Source organism: Nonomuraea fuscirosea (genome assembly GCF_003001935.1).
GTDB classification, from domain to species: Bacteria; Actinomycetota; Actinomycetes; order Streptosporangiales; family Streptosporangiaceae; genus Nonomuraea; species Nonomuraea fuscirosea.
In genome coordinates this window covers 256,969-271,791 of sequence record NZ_PVNG01000007.1, presented here as the reverse complement: position 1 = coordinate 271,791, position 14,823 = coordinate 256,969, and the positions used below count along the sequence as shown (strand labels likewise).

15 protein-coding genes are annotated in these 14,823 nt (G+C 70.2%); 8 read left to right on the top strand and 7 right to left on the bottom strand.

The window, feature by feature from the left end; genetic code table 11:
- Positions 1-50 precede the first annotated feature (50 nt).
- Complete coding sequence (locus tag B0I32_RS18590) at positions 51-1,481, bottom strand: DHA2 family efflux MFS transporter permease subunit (protein WP_106240762.1); 1,431 nt, start codon at positions 1,479-1,481, stop codon at positions 51-53.
- Between the two features lie 79 nt (positions 1,482-1,560).
- Here B0I32_RS18590 and B0I32_RS18585 point away from each other — a divergent pair, with 79 nt between their 5' ends.
- From B0I32_RS18585 to B0I32_RS18575, 3 genes are all read left to right on the top strand, one after another.
- Positions 1,561-2,181, top strand: a complete 621-nt coding sequence (locus tag B0I32_RS18585) for a TetR/AcrR family transcriptional regulator (protein WP_106240759.1) — start codon at positions 1,561-1,563, stop codon at positions 2,179-2,181.
- Positions 2,182-2,272: 91 nt separating this feature from the next.
- A complete protein-coding gene (locus B0I32_RS18580; protein ID WP_146178217.1) occupies positions 2,273-2,515 on the top strand; it encodes a hypothetical protein in 243 nt (80 codons plus the stop codon).
- Positions 2,516-2,526: 11 nt separating this feature from the next.
- Positions 2,527-2,934 carry a hypothetical protein gene (locus tag B0I32_RS18575; RefSeq protein WP_106240754.1) on the top strand — a complete coding sequence of 136 codons (408 nt, stop codon included), beginning with the start codon at positions 2,527-2,529 and terminating at the stop codon, positions 2,932-2,934.
- An 82-nt stretch (positions 2,935-3,016) separates the two neighbouring features.
- Here B0I32_RS18575 and B0I32_RS56525 read toward each other — a convergent pair whose 3' ends face one another.
- From B0I32_RS56525 to B0I32_RS18545, 6 genes are all read right to left on the bottom strand, one after another.
- Positions 3,017-4,216 (bottom strand): CU044_5270 family protein, encoded by a 1,200-nt coding sequence (locus B0I32_RS56525; RefSeq protein WP_146178216.1) that lies wholly within the window; start codon positions 4,214-4,216, stop codon positions 3,017-3,019.
- Positions 4,213-4,809, bottom strand: a complete 597-nt coding sequence (locus B0I32_RS18565; protein WP_245955893.1) for an RNA polymerase sigma factor — start codon at positions 4,807-4,809, stop codon at positions 4,213-4,215. Before B0I32_RS18565 ends, B0I32_RS56525 begins: the two co-directional genes overlap by 4 nt.
- Before the next feature lie 77 nt (positions 4,810-4,886).
- Positions 4,887-6,386: an ATP-binding protein gene (locus B0I32_RS18560; protein ID WP_106240748.1), complete on the bottom strand. Its 1,500-nt coding sequence runs from the start codon at positions 6,384-6,386 to the stop codon at positions 4,887-4,889.
- A gap of 144 nt (positions 6,387-6,530) precedes the next feature.
- On the bottom strand, positions 6,531-7,271 hold the full coding sequence (locus B0I32_RS18555) for a succinate dehydrogenase/fumarate reductase iron-sulfur subunit (RefSeq protein WP_106240746.1): 741 nt from the start codon (positions 7,269-7,271) through the stop codon (positions 6,531-6,533).
- A complete protein-coding gene (locus tag B0I32_RS18550; RefSeq protein ID WP_106240744.1) occupies positions 7,268-9,193 on the bottom strand; it encodes a fumarate reductase/succinate dehydrogenase flavoprotein subunit in 1,926 nt (641 codons plus the stop codon). The genes B0I32_RS18555 and B0I32_RS18550 overlap by 4 nt, the downstream gene beginning before the upstream one ends.
- Complete coding sequence (locus B0I32_RS18545) at positions 9,190-9,939, bottom strand: succinate dehydrogenase cytochrome b subunit (RefSeq protein ID WP_245955892.1); 750 nt, start codon at positions 9,937-9,939, stop codon at positions 9,190-9,192. The genes B0I32_RS18550 and B0I32_RS18545 overlap by 4 nt, the downstream gene beginning before the upstream one ends.
- Positions 9,940-10,072: 133 nt before the next feature.
- On the opposite strand from B0I32_RS18545, the gene B0I32_RS18540 reads away from it, so the two are divergent.
- The 5 genes from B0I32_RS18540 (at position 10,073) to B0I32_RS18520 (ending at position 14,822) form a co-directional block, all read left to right on the top strand.
- The gene (locus B0I32_RS18540; RefSeq protein WP_106240738.1) at positions 10,073-11,050 is read left to right on the top strand and encodes a LysR family transcriptional regulator; all 978 of its coding nucleotides are present in this window, start codon (positions 10,073-10,075) and stop codon (positions 11,048-11,050) included.
- A gap of 30 nt (positions 11,051-11,080) precedes the next feature.
- The gene (locus tag B0I32_RS18535) at positions 11,081-12,214 is read left to right on the top strand and encodes a PP2C family protein-serine/threonine phosphatase (RefSeq protein WP_106240735.1); all 1,134 of its coding nucleotides are present in this window, start codon (positions 11,081-11,083) and stop codon (positions 12,212-12,214) included.
- Positions 12,211-13,395, top strand: coding sequence for a sensor histidine kinase (locus B0I32_RS18530; RefSeq protein WP_106240733.1), 1,185 nt, complete (start codon positions 12,211-12,213; stop codon positions 13,393-13,395). Before B0I32_RS18535 ends, B0I32_RS18530 begins: the two co-directional genes overlap by 4 nt.
- Positions 13,392-13,841 (top strand): response regulator, encoded by a 450-nt coding sequence (locus B0I32_RS18525; RefSeq protein ID WP_106240731.1) that lies wholly within the window; start codon positions 13,392-13,394, stop codon positions 13,839-13,841. The genes B0I32_RS18530 and B0I32_RS18525 overlap by 4 nt, the downstream gene beginning before the upstream one ends.
- A gap of 192 nt (positions 13,842-14,033) precedes the next feature.
- On the top strand, positions 14,034-14,822 hold the full coding sequence (locus tag B0I32_RS18520) for a hypothetical protein (RefSeq protein WP_106240728.1): 789 nt from the start codon (positions 14,034-14,036) through the stop codon (positions 14,820-14,822).
- Position 14,823: the final 1 nt, after the last annotated feature.

Genomic DNA, 14,823 nt, shown 5'->3' with positions numbered 1-14,823 from the left:
CTGGAAACGTGATCTATCAGGCCAGAGTTCCTCTACCCGCCGCAAGCGAATTAGCGCGGTACGTCCGCTCTCTCCGACTCCGCAGGCACGGCCGCCGGCGCCCCGGCCGTCCGGCCCGGGAGCAGCGGCACGAGGGCCAGGACGATCACCGTGGAGACGACGCCGACCCAGAAGACGCCGCGCAGGCCGTTCATCGTGTCGGCCGCGCTCTGCACGACGAGGGTGACCAGGGCGACGCCGAGCGCCGCGCCGAGCTGGTTGAGCATGTACAGGACGGAGCTGCCCTGCGCCACCATGGGCCCAGGCAGCGTCCGGTAGAGCGACCCCATGGTGGGCGCGCTGAAGCAGCCGCTGCCCAGGCCGAGCGTGAGCGCCGCCAACGCCGGCCAGACCTCCGGCGTCCCCGCCTCGATCCTGGTCAGGGCGAACATGCTCAGGACCGCGACGACCGCCCCGCCGGCGGCCAGGCCGCGCGCGCCGACCCGGTCGGAGAGCCGGCCGGCCAGCGGCATGGCGATGGAGCCGCCGAGCCCGAGCGGGGCCATGAGCAGCCCGGCCGCCAGCACGCCGTGTCCGTGTGCCTGCTGGTAGTAGAGCGGCAGCGCGAACAGGCCGGAGAACAGGCCCATGCCGCCGAGCCCCATGATCGTGACGCTGGCGCTGAATCCCCGGTTGCGGAACAGCCGCAGGTCGATCAGCGGCGTCCGGCGCCGGCCCAGGGCGTGCGCGGCGTATCCGGCGAGCAGGGCCAGGCCCAGTCCCAGGGGCGTCAGCGCCTGCCACACCGCGATCGTGCCCTGCTCGGCCGTCTGCGACAGCCCCAGCACCACGGCCGCGAACCCGGGGCCGAGCAACGCCAGGCCCAGCACGTCCAACCGGGACGGTCCCGGCGAGCCCGGCTCGTCGGCGGGGATCACCCGTACGGCGAGCACCAGCGCCACCACCCCGACGACCACGCTGATCAGGAACATCGCCCGCCACGTGGACGCCCCCAGGATCGCTCCGCCCGCGATCGGCCCGAGCACCGGCCCCAGCGACAGCACCACGCCCATCAGCCCCATCACCCGCCCGGCCCGCCGCGGCCCCGCGGCCCTGGCCAGCAGGATCAGCACGAGCGGGTCGAGCAGCCCGGCCCCGAGCCCCTGCACGGCGCGGAAGGCGATCAGGCTGCCGACGTTCCAGGCCAGCCCCGCGGCCAGCGAACCGGCCAGGAACACTAGCAGCCCCGCCGTCCACAGCCGCTTGCCGCCGTACCGGTCGACGGCCCAAGTGGTGAACGGGATGGTGGCGGTCACGGCCAGCAGGAACCCGGTGGAGGCCCAGCCGACCGTGCTCAGCGACGTGTCGAACGCCAGCACCAGGGTGTCGGTGGCGACGGCGGCCATGGTGCTGTTGAGGATGCCGAGCAACCCGCCGAGCAGCACCACGGCGATGATCCCCACCAGCCGGCGACCCAGCCGATCATCGTTTTCTGAACTCATGAGTTCAACATAAATACCTCGACCGTACGATCGCAACCAGCTCGTTCATCAACCTGAACCCGCGCGTACAATCGATCGCATGAGCACCACCCGCGGACGGATCGACAAGCGCCAGGCGATCCTGGACGGCGCCTTCACCGTGTTCGCCCGGCACGGCTACGCCCAGGCCGGGGTGGAGGACGTCGCGCGCGAGGCGGGCGTGGCCAAGCCGACGGTCTACAACCACATGACCGACAAGGCGACCCTGTTCCGGCACGCCATGAGGGCCGCCGCCATGGACGCGCTCGACCAGCGCGTGGCCGCCCTGGCGCCGCTCGCCGACCCGGGCGACGATCTGCCCGCCACGCTGGAGGCCGTCGCCCTCACCCTGCTCCGCCTGCACACCGACAGCCGTTACTGCGCCCTGCGCAGCCTGCTCTACTCGGAGATCACCCACTTCCCCGACATCCTCGACATCGTCAAGGAGTTCGGCCTCGACCGCGTCAACCAGGCGCTGGCCGACCGGCTGGCCCGGCTCGCGCTGGCCGGCCGCCTGCGCACCACGGACCCCGACCTGGCGGCGGAGCAGTTCATGGCCCTGGTCCTGGGCCCCCTTGAGGCCCGCTCGCAGATGGGCACCCGGCAGTTGGAGGAGGCCGAGCTGGCGGGCATCGCCCGCGCGGCCGTGGAGACGTTCGCGCGGGCCTGGATCGTGTCCTAGAGCTCGTCGCGCCCTAACCAACACGTATGGGAAATATCGCCGACAAGGCCCCTTGTCGGTGTTAGTCAAGGGATATAGTCTGCCGCGTGTGGTGGAACGAGATGATTACGCGGCCATCCGCGACCGGATCATCGGGCTCTCCCGCCTCCACGGCCTGCGCCCCGACTGGGTGGAGACGACGAGGCGGCAGCGCTTCCTGCTGCTGTGGGACGCCGGGGGCCGGGTCGCGGCCCGCGCCATCGTCCCGCTCTACCCAGGGGAGACGCCACAGCTCGTGGACTCCCTCGAAGAAGGGCTGGCACACCTTTTCGGCGACGGCTGGCTGAAGGACTGACTGGAGCACCGATGACCGCAGACCGCGTCGACGTCCACGTCACCATGGCCGGCAGCCTGTGGCTGGCCCAGGTGGACGGCGTGGCCGGCGGCATGTCCGCCCGTACGCTCAAGGAGCTGCACGCCGACGTCGCCGAGGGGCTGCCGTTCCTGTTCGCCGACCGCCCGAGGCCGCCGTCCCCGGTCTACCACTACGCCCTGCCCGGCCTGTCGGAGCAGGACCTCGACGACTTCGCCGCCCTCCAGCGCCAGGCCGCCGCCATCGCCGAGGACTACACGCGGACGCTGAAGAAGCGGGTCAAGCACATGCACGAGCTGGGCCTGTCGGACGGCGACATCGGCGAGCTGCTCGGCCTGACCAAGCAGCGCATCCAGCAGATCCGCACGAACGCCAACGACGCGGCCCGCCAGAGCGGCTGACCACACAAGCCGCCGAAGCGGCCCCCCAGCGCGGCTGACGACGCGGCCCGCCCGGCGAGCCGCGTGCCCGGGGACGACGGGGTCAGGAGCCCTTGGGTCCCGCGTCCGTCCAGCCGGACCCGATCAGCACCTCCGACGTCCACACCGTGCCCGGCTCCAGCCCGGCCTGGAACGTGCCCGCCTTCACGACCACGTTCTCCCTGGCCAGCGCCCGCCCGGTCGACTCGTCGAAGACCAGCCGCTTCTCGTCGATGCCGCCCCCGTGCGTCGGTTCCTGCACCGACACGGCCGTCCCGCTCCGCCCCTCGGCGTCGGTGACGTCGGCGGTCACCTTCGCCTCGTCGAGCTCGGCCAGCATCCGGAAGGCGGCCCCCCGGACCTCGGGCGTCACCGGCATGTCCATGATCAGCCCCATGCTGACCGTGAACAGCCACACGTCGCCCGACATCTCCTGGCTGTCCCCTTCGGTCCCGTGGCCCTCGTACGAGGCCATCAGCCACTTCTTCAGCTTCGCCGGGTCGCTCGGCAGTTCGCGCAGGTCCTTCATGGTGACGTTCCGGCCGAGCCAGAACACCTTGTCACCGTCGACCAGCGAGCTGCGCTCGGTCCTGGCCGGGCGAGGAGAGGTGGACAACGGGATGGCGCCGTACTTCTCCTTTCCGCCCCCCTTGCCGGGGATGACGGCCTCGAACGCGGACGGCGACCCCGCCCGCTCCCACGCCTTCCTGTCCTGCTCGGTGGCGGGCCGCGCGCCGAGCGACTTGCTGCGCGACCACTGCTCGCCGCCGGTGGCGCCGGGCGTCCACCCTTCGAGGCGGTTCCGGTCCACGACCAGGTAGCCGCCGTCCTTGACGGTGTAGAGGTTCCGGCTCACCGACTCGCTGTGCCAGTAGTCGCCGCTGCCCTCGTCCTGCCGCGCCGCGTTCTCGGCCGCCGCCAGCAGCACCTGCCTGGCCGGCAACGCCACCCGCGGCGCCCGCGTCCGTGTGCCGCTCGCGCTGGGTTCCGCGCTCGCCACCACCCCCGTGCCGCCGGGCGCCCGGGACGGGTTCGCGGGCACCGGCCCGTTCCCGGACACCACCACCACGGCCGCCGTCACGGCCGCCGCGGCCCCCGCCAGCCCCAGCCCCCAGGCCGGTCGTACGACCCTGCGCCGGGCCGGCGCCTGCCGGGGTCCGGACATCGCCCGGGCCAGCTCCGTGGCCCTGGTCAGCTCGTCCACCCGGCCGCCGTCGTCCAGGTGCGCGGGCTTGGCCGCCCGAAGTTCGTCGATGGGGTTCATGACCACTCCTCGCTGAGGTTCCGCACATGGGGCGTGGGCGACTCGCGCCGGACCGGCTCTCCGGCGTACGGCGCGCTCGAAGACGGCTCCCCGGAGTACGGCGCACCCACCGCCGCCTCCCCCGACTCGATGGCCTGTTTGAGCCGTTTGCGAGCTCGATGCAGCCGCACCCGGTACGCCGCCGACGAGCACCCGATCACCCGCGCGGCCTCCTTGGGCGACAACCCGTGCCAGGCGACGAGGACGAGGATCTCCCGGTCGTCCTCCCGCAGCGCGGCCAGCGCACGCACGACCGCCATCCGCTCGGTCACCTGGTCGGCCACGTCCCCTTCGGTCCACGCCTTCAGCTCGGCGGCCATGGCCTGCCTGCGCACCTCCGCGCGCACGTTGTCGCGCAGGACGTTGCGGGCGACGCCGAGCAGCCAGGGCAGCGCCGGGTCGGGCACGTCGTCCAGCCGCCGCCAGGCGATCGCGAACGTCTCACTGACCACCTCGTCCGCGACCTGCCGCCCGGCACGGCTGACGACGTAGGCCCAGACCCGTTGCCGGCATTCGTCGTACATGCCGGTGAACCGGTGCGCATCATCCGCCACCGCCCAGCCCCTTCGTTCGGAATGCGTTCTTCTGACACCAGGAAGTGGCCACATCCCGCCCGTTGTTACCTCCCGTCTCAGAGAATTCGGCGCGGCACCACCACGGGGTCCGCACCTTCGACCAGCGTAGGCACTCCCACCAGCAGCACGTCTCCCCTCCGCCGCGCCGCGTCGGCGAGGTCCGGCTGGAAACCCTCCAGGGAGAACAGCGCGAGGACGGCCGACGCGATGTCGTGCCCCTGCCCGGCCAGCACCGCCTTCAGCCCGTCCAGGCGGTCCAGATCGGCCATGGTCCGCCGGGTGACGGTCGCCTTGGCCTCGCCGACGACGGTGATGTGCGCCCGGCCCGCCCTCTTGTCCAGCGCGACGACGTCGATCTCGTGCTTGGCCCGCCCCTTCCGATCGTTGACGACGGTCGCCGTCACCAGGCCTGCCTCTCCCCGGAACTCGGCCCGACCGCGTAGCCAGTCTCGGGCGCACTGCTCGAAGTGGGGACCCAGGACGCCGGCCACGAACGTCGGCCTCGACCGCTGCCAGGCTTGTGCCGACTGCCCCGTGTCGACGAGATCGCGCTGCGGCACGGTGATCAGGTTGTGAAAGCGCACGATGGGGTCCACCACGGTGATCACCGGGCGTCTCTCCCACAGCGGATCGGTGTCGTACCGGAGGAATCCGGCGCTCGTCAGGGCCTCCAGCGGGCGGGCCAGCGCGGTGCGCGGCTGCTCCAGCAGCCCGCCGATCTTCGCCGGGCCGCTCGCCCCGCCGGCGACCGCGTTGATGATCGCGTAGTGCAGCGCGCTGCCGCTGAACTTGGGATCCTCGCGCAGCAGATACTCGGCCTCGCTGCCGGAGAACAGCGCCTGCCGCGGATCGAGCACGGTGGCCGGCACCCACGCGTCCAGGTCCGCGACCGTGCGGGGAGCGGGAACGCCGGCCAGGTTGCGGTAGCCGGGCGATCCGCCGAGGATCGCGTGCACCCGCACGGCCGCGGCCGGATCGCCGATGCCCCAGTGGCGGGCCGTCGTGCCGAGATCGAACGGCGCCAGCCGCAGGTCAAGTGCCGCCCGCCCGCGCAGGGCCTTGGTCCCGGACAGCAGCTCGTTCATCACCGACATGGCCGACCCGCAGACGATCACGCGCCCGCCCGGCACGCCCTCCCCCGCCTGGGACCGGTCATAGAGCAGCTGCAGCAGCCCCGGCAGCTCGGGAGAGTGGCCCATCCAGTACGGCAACTCATCGATGACGAACACGGCACCGGCCCGGCGGGAGGTGAGCTCGATCGCCGTCGTGAGCAGCTCCTCCCAGCTCGCGTCGGCGATCATCCCGCGCCCGATGCCCGCGTATCGGGCGATCTCCCCCGCGAGCCGCCGTCGCGACGCCACGACCCCTTCCTCGGCGACGGCGGTCACGTAGAGACCACCGCTCGCCTCGGCCAGGGCGCGCAGGACGAAACTCTTGCCCACCCTGCGCCGCCCGGACACCACGCCCAGGCGAAGATGCGGATCGGGATGCCGGACGAACTGCTCCAGCGCCGCCCACTCGGCGTCCCTGGACAGCACCCGCTGCGGCTTCTGCATCGGCGTCACCTAACTAGTATGTTTGCCAGCATACTAGTCAAGCCACGAACACAGGCCACCTAGTCTGCCAGGACGCCACGATCGTGTGTCCTCATAATGATGGGCGCAACTGTCATGGTTGCGCCCATCATTCCGAACCGGCTCCTACTTGGCGTTCGCCTTCAGGTAGTCGCTGTTCATCTGGGCGATCGTGTCCAGGGGGATGCCCTTCGGGCACACCGCCGTGCACTCGCCCGTGTTGGTGCAGCCGCCGAAGCCCTCCGCGTCCATCTGGTCCACCATGGCCTTCGCGCGGGTGAGGCGCTCGGGCTGGCCCTGCGGGAGCAGACTCAGGTGGGTGATCTTGGCGGCGGTGAAGAGGGAGGCCGAGCCGTTGGGGCAGGCCGCCACGCAGGCGCCGCAGCCGATGCAGGTGGCCGCGTCGAAGGCCGAGTCCGCGTCCTCCTTGCGCACCGGGATGCTGTGGGCGTCGGGCGCGGAGCCGGCCGGGACCGAGACGAAGCCGCCCGCCTGGATGATCCGGTCGAACGCGCTGCGGTCCACGACCAGGTCCTTGACGACCGGGAACGGGGCCGCGCGCCACGGCTCGATGGTGATCTCGGCGCCGTCCTCGAAGTGGCGCATGTGGAGCTGGCACGTCGTGGTGGCGCGCTGCTCGCCGTGGGCCACGCCGTTGATGACCATGCCGCACATGCCGCAGATGCCCTCGCGGCAGTCGTGGTCGAACGCGATCGGGTCGTCGCCCTCCAGGATGAGGCGCTCGTTGAGCACGTCGAGCATCTCCAGGAAGGACATGTCAGGGGAGACGTCCTCCACCCTGTACGTCACCATGCGTCCGGCGTCGGAGGGGCTGCTCTGCCGCCAGACGCGCAAGGTCAGGTTCACTTGTAGCTCCGCTGGGTCATCTTGACGTACTCGTACTCGAGCGCTTCCTTGTGCAGCACCGGCCCGTCCTCGCCGCCGAACTCCCAGGCGGAGACGTGCGCGAAGTGCTCGTCGTCGCGCAGGGCCTCACCGTCGGCGTCCTGGGACTCGGCACGGAAGTGGCCGCCGCAGGACTCGGTGCGGATGAGGGCGTCCAGGCACATGAGCTCGGCCAGGTCGAAGAAGTCGGCGACGCGGCCGGCCTTCTCCAGCACCTGGTTCAGCTCCTCGGCGGTGCCGCTCACCTTGACGTTCTGCCAGAACTCCTCGCGCAGCTCGGGGATGCGCTCCAGCGCCTTGCGCAGCGACTCCTCGGTGCGCTCCATGCCGCAGTAGTCCCACATGAGCTTGCCGAGCTCGCGGTGGAAGGAGTCGGGCGTGCGGGTGCCGTTCACGGACATGAGCCGGTCGATCTTGGCGCGGACCCTGATCTCGGCCTCCGCGACGGCCTCGTCGTCCACGTCGCCGAACGGGCCCGCGGCCAGGTAGTCGCCGATGGTGGTCGGAAGCACGAAATATCCGTCGGCCAGGCCCTGCATCAGCGCCGACGCGCCGAGGCGGTTGGCGCCGTGGTCGGAGAAGTTGGCCTCACCGACGACGAACAGGCCGGGGATCGTGGACTGCAGGTCGTAGTCCACCCACAGCCCGCCCATCGTGTAGTGGACGGCGGGGTAGATGCGCATCGGCACGTCGTACGGGTTCTCGCCGGTGATGCGCTCGTACATCTCGAACAGGTTGCCGTACTTCTTCTCGACCGCGTCCCGGCCGAGACGGTTGATGGCGTCCCTGAAGTCGAGGTAGACGCCGAGCCCGCCGGGGCCGACGCCGCGGCCCTCGTCGCAGACGTTCTTGGCGGCGCGGGAGGCGATGTCGCGCGGCACCAGGTTGCCGAAGGCCGGGTAGATGCGCTCCAGGTAGTAGTCGCGCTCCTCCTCCGGGATGTCGCCGGGGGCGCGCTCGTCGTTCTTGCGCAGCGGCACCCACACGCGGCCGTCGTTGCGCAGCGACTCGGACATGAGCGTGAGCTTGGACTGGTACTCGCCCGACACCGGGATGCAGGTCGGGTGGATCTGCGTGTAGCAGGGGTTGGCGAAGTACGCGCCGCGCTCGTGGGCCCGCCAGATGGCGGTGGTGTTGCAGCCCTTGGCGTTCGTGGACAGGAAGAACACGTTGCCGTAGCCGCCGGTGGCCAGCACCACGGCGTCGGCCAGGTGGCGCTCGATCTCGCCGGTGACCATGTCGCGCACGATGACGCCGCGTGCCCGCCCGTCGGCCACGATCAGGTCGAGCATCTCGTGCCGCGTGTGCATCTCGACGGTCCCGGCCGCGATCTGCCGCTCCAGCGCCTGGTACGCGCCCAGCAGCAGCTGTTGCCCCGTCTGGCCGCGGGCGTAGAACGTACGGGAGACCTGGGCGCCGCCGAAGGAGCGGGTGTCGAGCAGGCCGCCGTATTCACGGGCGAACGGCACGCCCTGCGCCACGGCCTGGTCGATGATGTTCACCGAGACCTGGGCCAGGCGGTAGACGTTCGACTCGCGGGCGCGGAAGTCGCCGCCCTTCACGGTGTCGTAGAACAGGCGGTAGATGCTGTCGCCGTCGCCGCGGTAGTTCTTGGCGGCGTTGATCCCGCCCTGCGCGGCGATGGAGTGGGCGCGGCGCGGCGTGTCCTGGTAGCAGAACGACTTGACGTTGTAGCCCAGCTCGCCCAGGGTCGCCGCGGCCGAGCCGCCCGCCAGGCCGGTGCCGACGACGATCACGTTGAGCTTGCGCTTGTTGGCCGGGTTGACCAGCTTGGCGCCGAACTTGCGCTTCTCCCAGCGTTCTTCGATAGGCCCGGCGGGAGCCTTGGTGTCCCTGATCGCGGAACCTTCGGTGTACTTCACTTGACAACTCCGAACGTGATCGCGAGGGGCGGGGCCAGGAAGCCGATGACCAGGACCGCGGAGACCAGGGCGGCCGACGCGCGCAGCAGCCGGTAGCGGCCGTGGCCGGCCCAGCCGAGGGTCTGGAAGGCGCTCCAGAGGCCGTGCCGCAGGTGCAGGCCGACCATGACGACGGCGACCACGTAGATCAGCGTCACCCACCAGCGGGAGACCTCGAAGCCGGCGATCATCCGGTCGGCGGGGGCCGCGTCGAAGCCCTTCGGGTTCACCACGCCGAACGTCAGGTCGAGCAGATGCCAGATCACGAACAGCACGATCGTCACGCCGCCCCAGCGCATGATGTGCGTGGTGTAGCCGCCGGCCTGCGACTTCTTGGCCACGTACTTGACCGGCCTGGCCTTGCCGGCGCGGCGGGACAGCGAGATCGCGGCCCACATGTGCAGGCCGACCGAGGCCACGAGGGCGATCTCCACGAGCGTCAGCAGCGTGCGGTAGGGAACGAGCGGCTCCAGCAGCGTGCGCAGCGCGTGGGCGTAGTCGTTGAAGGACTCGCGGCCGAAGAAGATCTTGAGGTTGCCGAGCATGTGGCCGAGCAGGAAGAGCACCATCACGGCGCCCGTGACGGCCATGACGGCTTTCTTGCCGTTCGAGGAGCCCAGGAACCCGCCCGGCTTCTTCCTCGTCGGGGCCTTACGGGGAGGGGTAACAGACGCGGTGGCGGCACCGCGCTCTATCGTGGCAGTCACGTCATCGACGCTAGGTATCCAGCATTGATCCGTCCAAGTCATCACAGATCTGGTTTCGATAGCCACGGGCTATGATGAGGCAAGGCGCGGCTTTTATCGTCGCCTTACGCCGGGCCGGTGCGAGGAAAATCACATGCAGTTCCAGCAGCTCGCGTACTTCGTCGCGGTGGCGGAGGCCAGGCACTTCACCCAGGCGGCCGAGCGCATGCGGGTCGCGCAGCCGTCGCTGAGCAAGCAGATCAAGGCCCTGGAGACCGATCTCGGCGCGCCCCTGTTCTCGCGGGCGCGCGGCAACGTGACGCTGACCGCGGCCGGCGAGGCGCTGCTGCCGCTGGCCCGCCGGATCCTGGCCGACGCCGACACCGCCAGGCAGGAGGTGGCCGAGCTGGCCGGGCTGCGCCGCGGCCGGGTGCGGCTGGGGGCGACGCCCTCCCTGTGCGCGGGGCTGCTGGCCGACGCACTGGCCCGCTTCCATCGCGCGTACCCGGGGATCGAGCTGCTGGTGGAGGAGGGCGGCTCGCGTGACCTGATCAGGGCGCTGGCCAGGGGGCAGCTCGACCTGTCGCTGATCATCATGCCGCTGCAGAGCGACGACCCCTCGCTGGTGACCGAGGAGATCCTGCGCGAGAACCTCGTCGTCGTCGCCCCGTCCCACGAGCAGATCAAGGGCCCCTACCTGCGGATCGAGGACCTGCGCGGCCGGGCGATGGTGATGTTCAGGCGCGGCTACGACGTGCGCGAGGCGACGCTGGCGGCGTGCCGGCAGGCGGGCTTCGAGCCCCGGTTCGCGGTCCAAGGTGGGGAGATGGACGCCGTGCTACGGTTCGTGGAAGCCGGACTGGGCGTGGCCGTGGTGCCGTCGATGGTCCTCGACGGGCGGCCCGGCCTGCTGGGCACGCCGCTCGCGCCACCCGGGCTCAGCCGGACGATCGCGCTGGCCCACCGCAAGGACGTCGAGCCGACCAGGGCCGCGCAGGCGTTCAGACAGACCCTGCTCTCCTTCGTCCTGGAAGCAGATCACGAAGGGACGCTTCCGCAAGGGGTCGAACTCATCGCGGAAGCCGGTCACGAGGGCCCGCTTCCGCAAGGGGTTGAAGTCATCGCAGAATGAGCATCTAGCGGTCCTAATCGGAGAGGCCTTTTGACGGCGAACCTTTCGCAGACGCTCACGCTGCTGCTCATCGAGGACGACGACGGCGACGCGTTCCTCGTCGAGGAGTTGCTCAACCAGGCCCAGGCACCGCCGCGCATCTTCAGGGCGCGCAACCTGCGCGAGGCCAAGGAGCAGCTGACCCCCCAGATCCAGTGTGTGCTCGTCGACCTCTCCCTGCCCGACGCCAGCCGGCTGGAGGCGCTGGAGGAGGTGCTGGCGCTGGCGCCGCACACGGCGGTGCTGGTGCTCACCGGACTGAGGGACGTCCACGTCGGCGTCGCCGCCGTGCAGTCGGGAGCCCAGGACTACCTGGTCAAGGGCGACGTGGACGCCCGGCTGCTGGCCAGGTCCATCCGGTACGCGATGGAGCGCAAGCGCGCCGACCTGGCCCAGCTCAAACTCGTCCAGGCCGAGCTGACGGCCCAGGAGAACGCGCGGCTGGAGAGCGCCCTGCTGCCCGGCCCGCTGCTGCGCTCGTCCGCCATCGAACACGTCACCCGCTACCTGCCGGGCAGCGGCGGCACCCTGGCCGGCGACTTCTTCGACACCGTGCAGACGCCGGACGGCTCCGTGCACATGGTGATCGGCGACGTGTGCGGCCACGGCCCCGACGAGGCCGCGCTCGGCGTGGCGCTGCGCATCGCCTGGCGCACGCTGGTCCTGGCCGGGCAGCCGGACGACACGCTGCTGCGGACGCTCGACACCCTGCTGCGGGCCGAGCGCAAGGCCCCCGAGATCTTCACCACGCTGTGCACGGCCACGATCAGCCCCGACCTGAGCCACGCCACGATGCGCGTGGTCGGCCATCCGCCGCCGCTGCTGGTGCGCGACGGGGAGGTGCGGGTGGTGACCGAGACACCCTCCGGCCCGCCGCTCGGCATCTTCGCCGACGCGGAGTGGGCGGTCATCGACGTCCCACTGGGCACGGAGTGGTCGATGATGCTCTACACCGACGGCCTGATCGAGGCCGCCGTCGGCGAGCCGAGCCGGCTGCTCGGCGTGGAGGGCCTGCTCGACCTGGTACGCGAGCACGGCGCCATCGACCTCGACCGGCTCATCAGCCACGTGGGCACGCTCAGCGACGACCTGGCCGTGGTCATGGTGCGGAGGTGCATCACATGACGATCCATCCCCTTCCCCCTCCCAAGCAGCCGATCGGCCTGGGCCGGGTGCCCGTCGCCCACTGGTTCCTGGCCACCGCGACGGTGGCCGGCCTCACCTTCGTCGCCGGGGTCGTCATCGTCATGACGATGACCGCGAGGACCGCCGAACTCAACCCGCGGCCCGAGGTGGCCGCGCAGATCGAGCGACTGACCGTGGCCCTGATCGTGGTCTTCGCCCTCCTGCTCGCCTGCGGCGTCGGGCTGGCCGTGATCGTGCGCTACGCCGTGCTCAAGCCCATCGGCCAGCTCACCGAGCAGGTCCGTACCGTCGCCGGCGGCGACTTCGACCGCGACCTGCACGTCGACAGGCCCCTTGAGCTGGCCGAGCTGTCCAGCCACATCGACTCCATGCGCGCCCGCATCGTCTCGGCCTGGCGCACGGCCGCCGACCAGACCGAGGAGCTGAGCCGGTCCAACAGCGAGCTGGAACAGTTCGCGTACGTCGCCAGCCACGACCTCCAGGAGCCGCTGCGCAAGGTGGCCAGCTTCACGCAGATGCTGGAGCAGCGCTACGGCGACCAGCTCGACGAGCGGGCCAGGCAGTACATCAACTACGCGGTGGACGGCGCCAAACGCATGCAGCTGCTGATCAACGACCTGCTCGACTTCTCCCGCGTCGGCCGGGTCACCGGCGAGAAGGCCGAGACCGAGTCGGGCACGGCGCTGGACCGGGCGCTGGAGAACCTCTCGGCCACGATCGAGGACACCGGCGCCACCGTCACCCGGGACGAGCTGCCCCGCGTCGTCGGCAACCAGGTGCAGCTCACCCAGCTCTTCCAGAACCTCATCGAGAACGCGGTCAAGTTCCGCGCCGAGGATCCGCCGCGCGTGCACATCGGGGTCAGGCGCGACGGAGACCGGTGGGAGTTCAGCTGCTCCGACAACGGCATCGGGGTCGAGCCCAAGTACGCCGACCGCATCTTCCTCATCTTCCAGCGGCTGCACCCGCGCGACGTCTACCCGGGCACCGGCATCGGACTGGCGCTCTGCCGCAAGATCGTCGAGTATCACGGCGGGACGCTCTGGCTCGACGGAGACCGAGACGTAGACGTAGACGGAGACGCAGACGGGGACGGAGCCGGGGACGGGCACGGCGCGACGTTCCGATGGACGCTGCCCGCCGCGGGAGACGAGCGATGAACGACTGGCGGCCGATCGAGGTGCTCCTGGTGGAGGACGACCAGGGCGACATCCTGCTCACCAGGGAGGCGTTCGACCTCAACAAGGTGCGCAACCGGCTCAACGTGGTCAACGACGGCGAGCAGGCGATGGCCTACCTGCGCCGGGAGGGCGACTACGCCGGCGCGCCGCGCCCCGACCTGGTCCTGCTCGACCTCAACCTGCCCAGGATGAGCGGCATGGAGGTGCTGGAGGAGGTGAAGGCCGACGCCGAGTTACGCACGATCCCGGTGGTGATCCTGACGACGTCCGAGGCGGAGGAGGACATCCTCCTCAGCTACCGGCTGCACGCGAACGCATATGTATCGAAGCCAGTGGACTTCGAGCAATTTATTCGCGTTGTCCGGCAGATCGATAACTTTTTCGTGACAGTGGTGAAGTTACCGCCCCTGGAACAGCCCCTCTGACGGGCTACGTGACAGGAATCACAGCTAGTCATCGAAAAAGTGAGTGACCCCGCTCACAAATGTCGATCCCGTCGTCGTAACGTATCCCCCACCAACGCGCGCCCGAGCGGATCCCGCCCTAAGAGCGCGCCCAGTGAAACGAAACCACGGACCCCCTGCGCTAAGGGTCCGCGGGAGGTGGAGAGGTCCGCGATGACCCAGACGACGCCCGAAGCCCCGGTCCGCCGGCAGCGTGCGCAAGTCAAGGTGCGCACCCTGCGTACGGACAGATGGTGGCTGGTCCCGCTCGTGACGTTCTTCGGGCTCAGCTCATTCCTTGTCTACGGTGTATGGGCGATCATCGACAACAGCATCTTCGTCGATCCCTACATCGCCCCGTTCGCCTCGCCCTGCCTGGCCGCGGTCACGTGTCCCGAAGGGGCGCAGCTGTTCGGCTGGGCGCCGATCGGCGACTGGTACACGCTGTCGCCGGGGCTGCTCATCCTGGCCCTGCCCGGTGGGTTCCGGCTGACCTGCTATTACTACCGCAAGTCCTACTACCGCTCCTTCTGGCTCTCGCCGCCGGCCTGCGCCGTGCAGGAGCCGCACGGGAAGTACACCGGTGAGCGGCGCTTCCCGCTGATCATGCAGAACATCCACAGGTACTTCTTCTACGCGGCCATCGTGATCGGCCTCATCCTGGCCTACGACGCCGTGCTGGCGGTGGTGCACAAGCCGCTCGGCCTGGGCAGCTGGATCCTGATCGCCAACGCCGTCCTCATCAACGCCTACACGCTGTCGTGCCACTCCTGCCGGCACATCACCGCGGGCAGGCTCAACCACTTCTCCCGTCACCCGCTGCGGTACCGGGCCTGGACGTTCGTGTCCAAGCTCAACGCCAAGCACCAACCCCTCGCGTGGGCCTCGATGTTCTCGGTCATGGGCGCCGACCTGTACGTGCGCCTGGTGGCCAAGGGCATCATCGCCTTCCCGTACGCGTAAG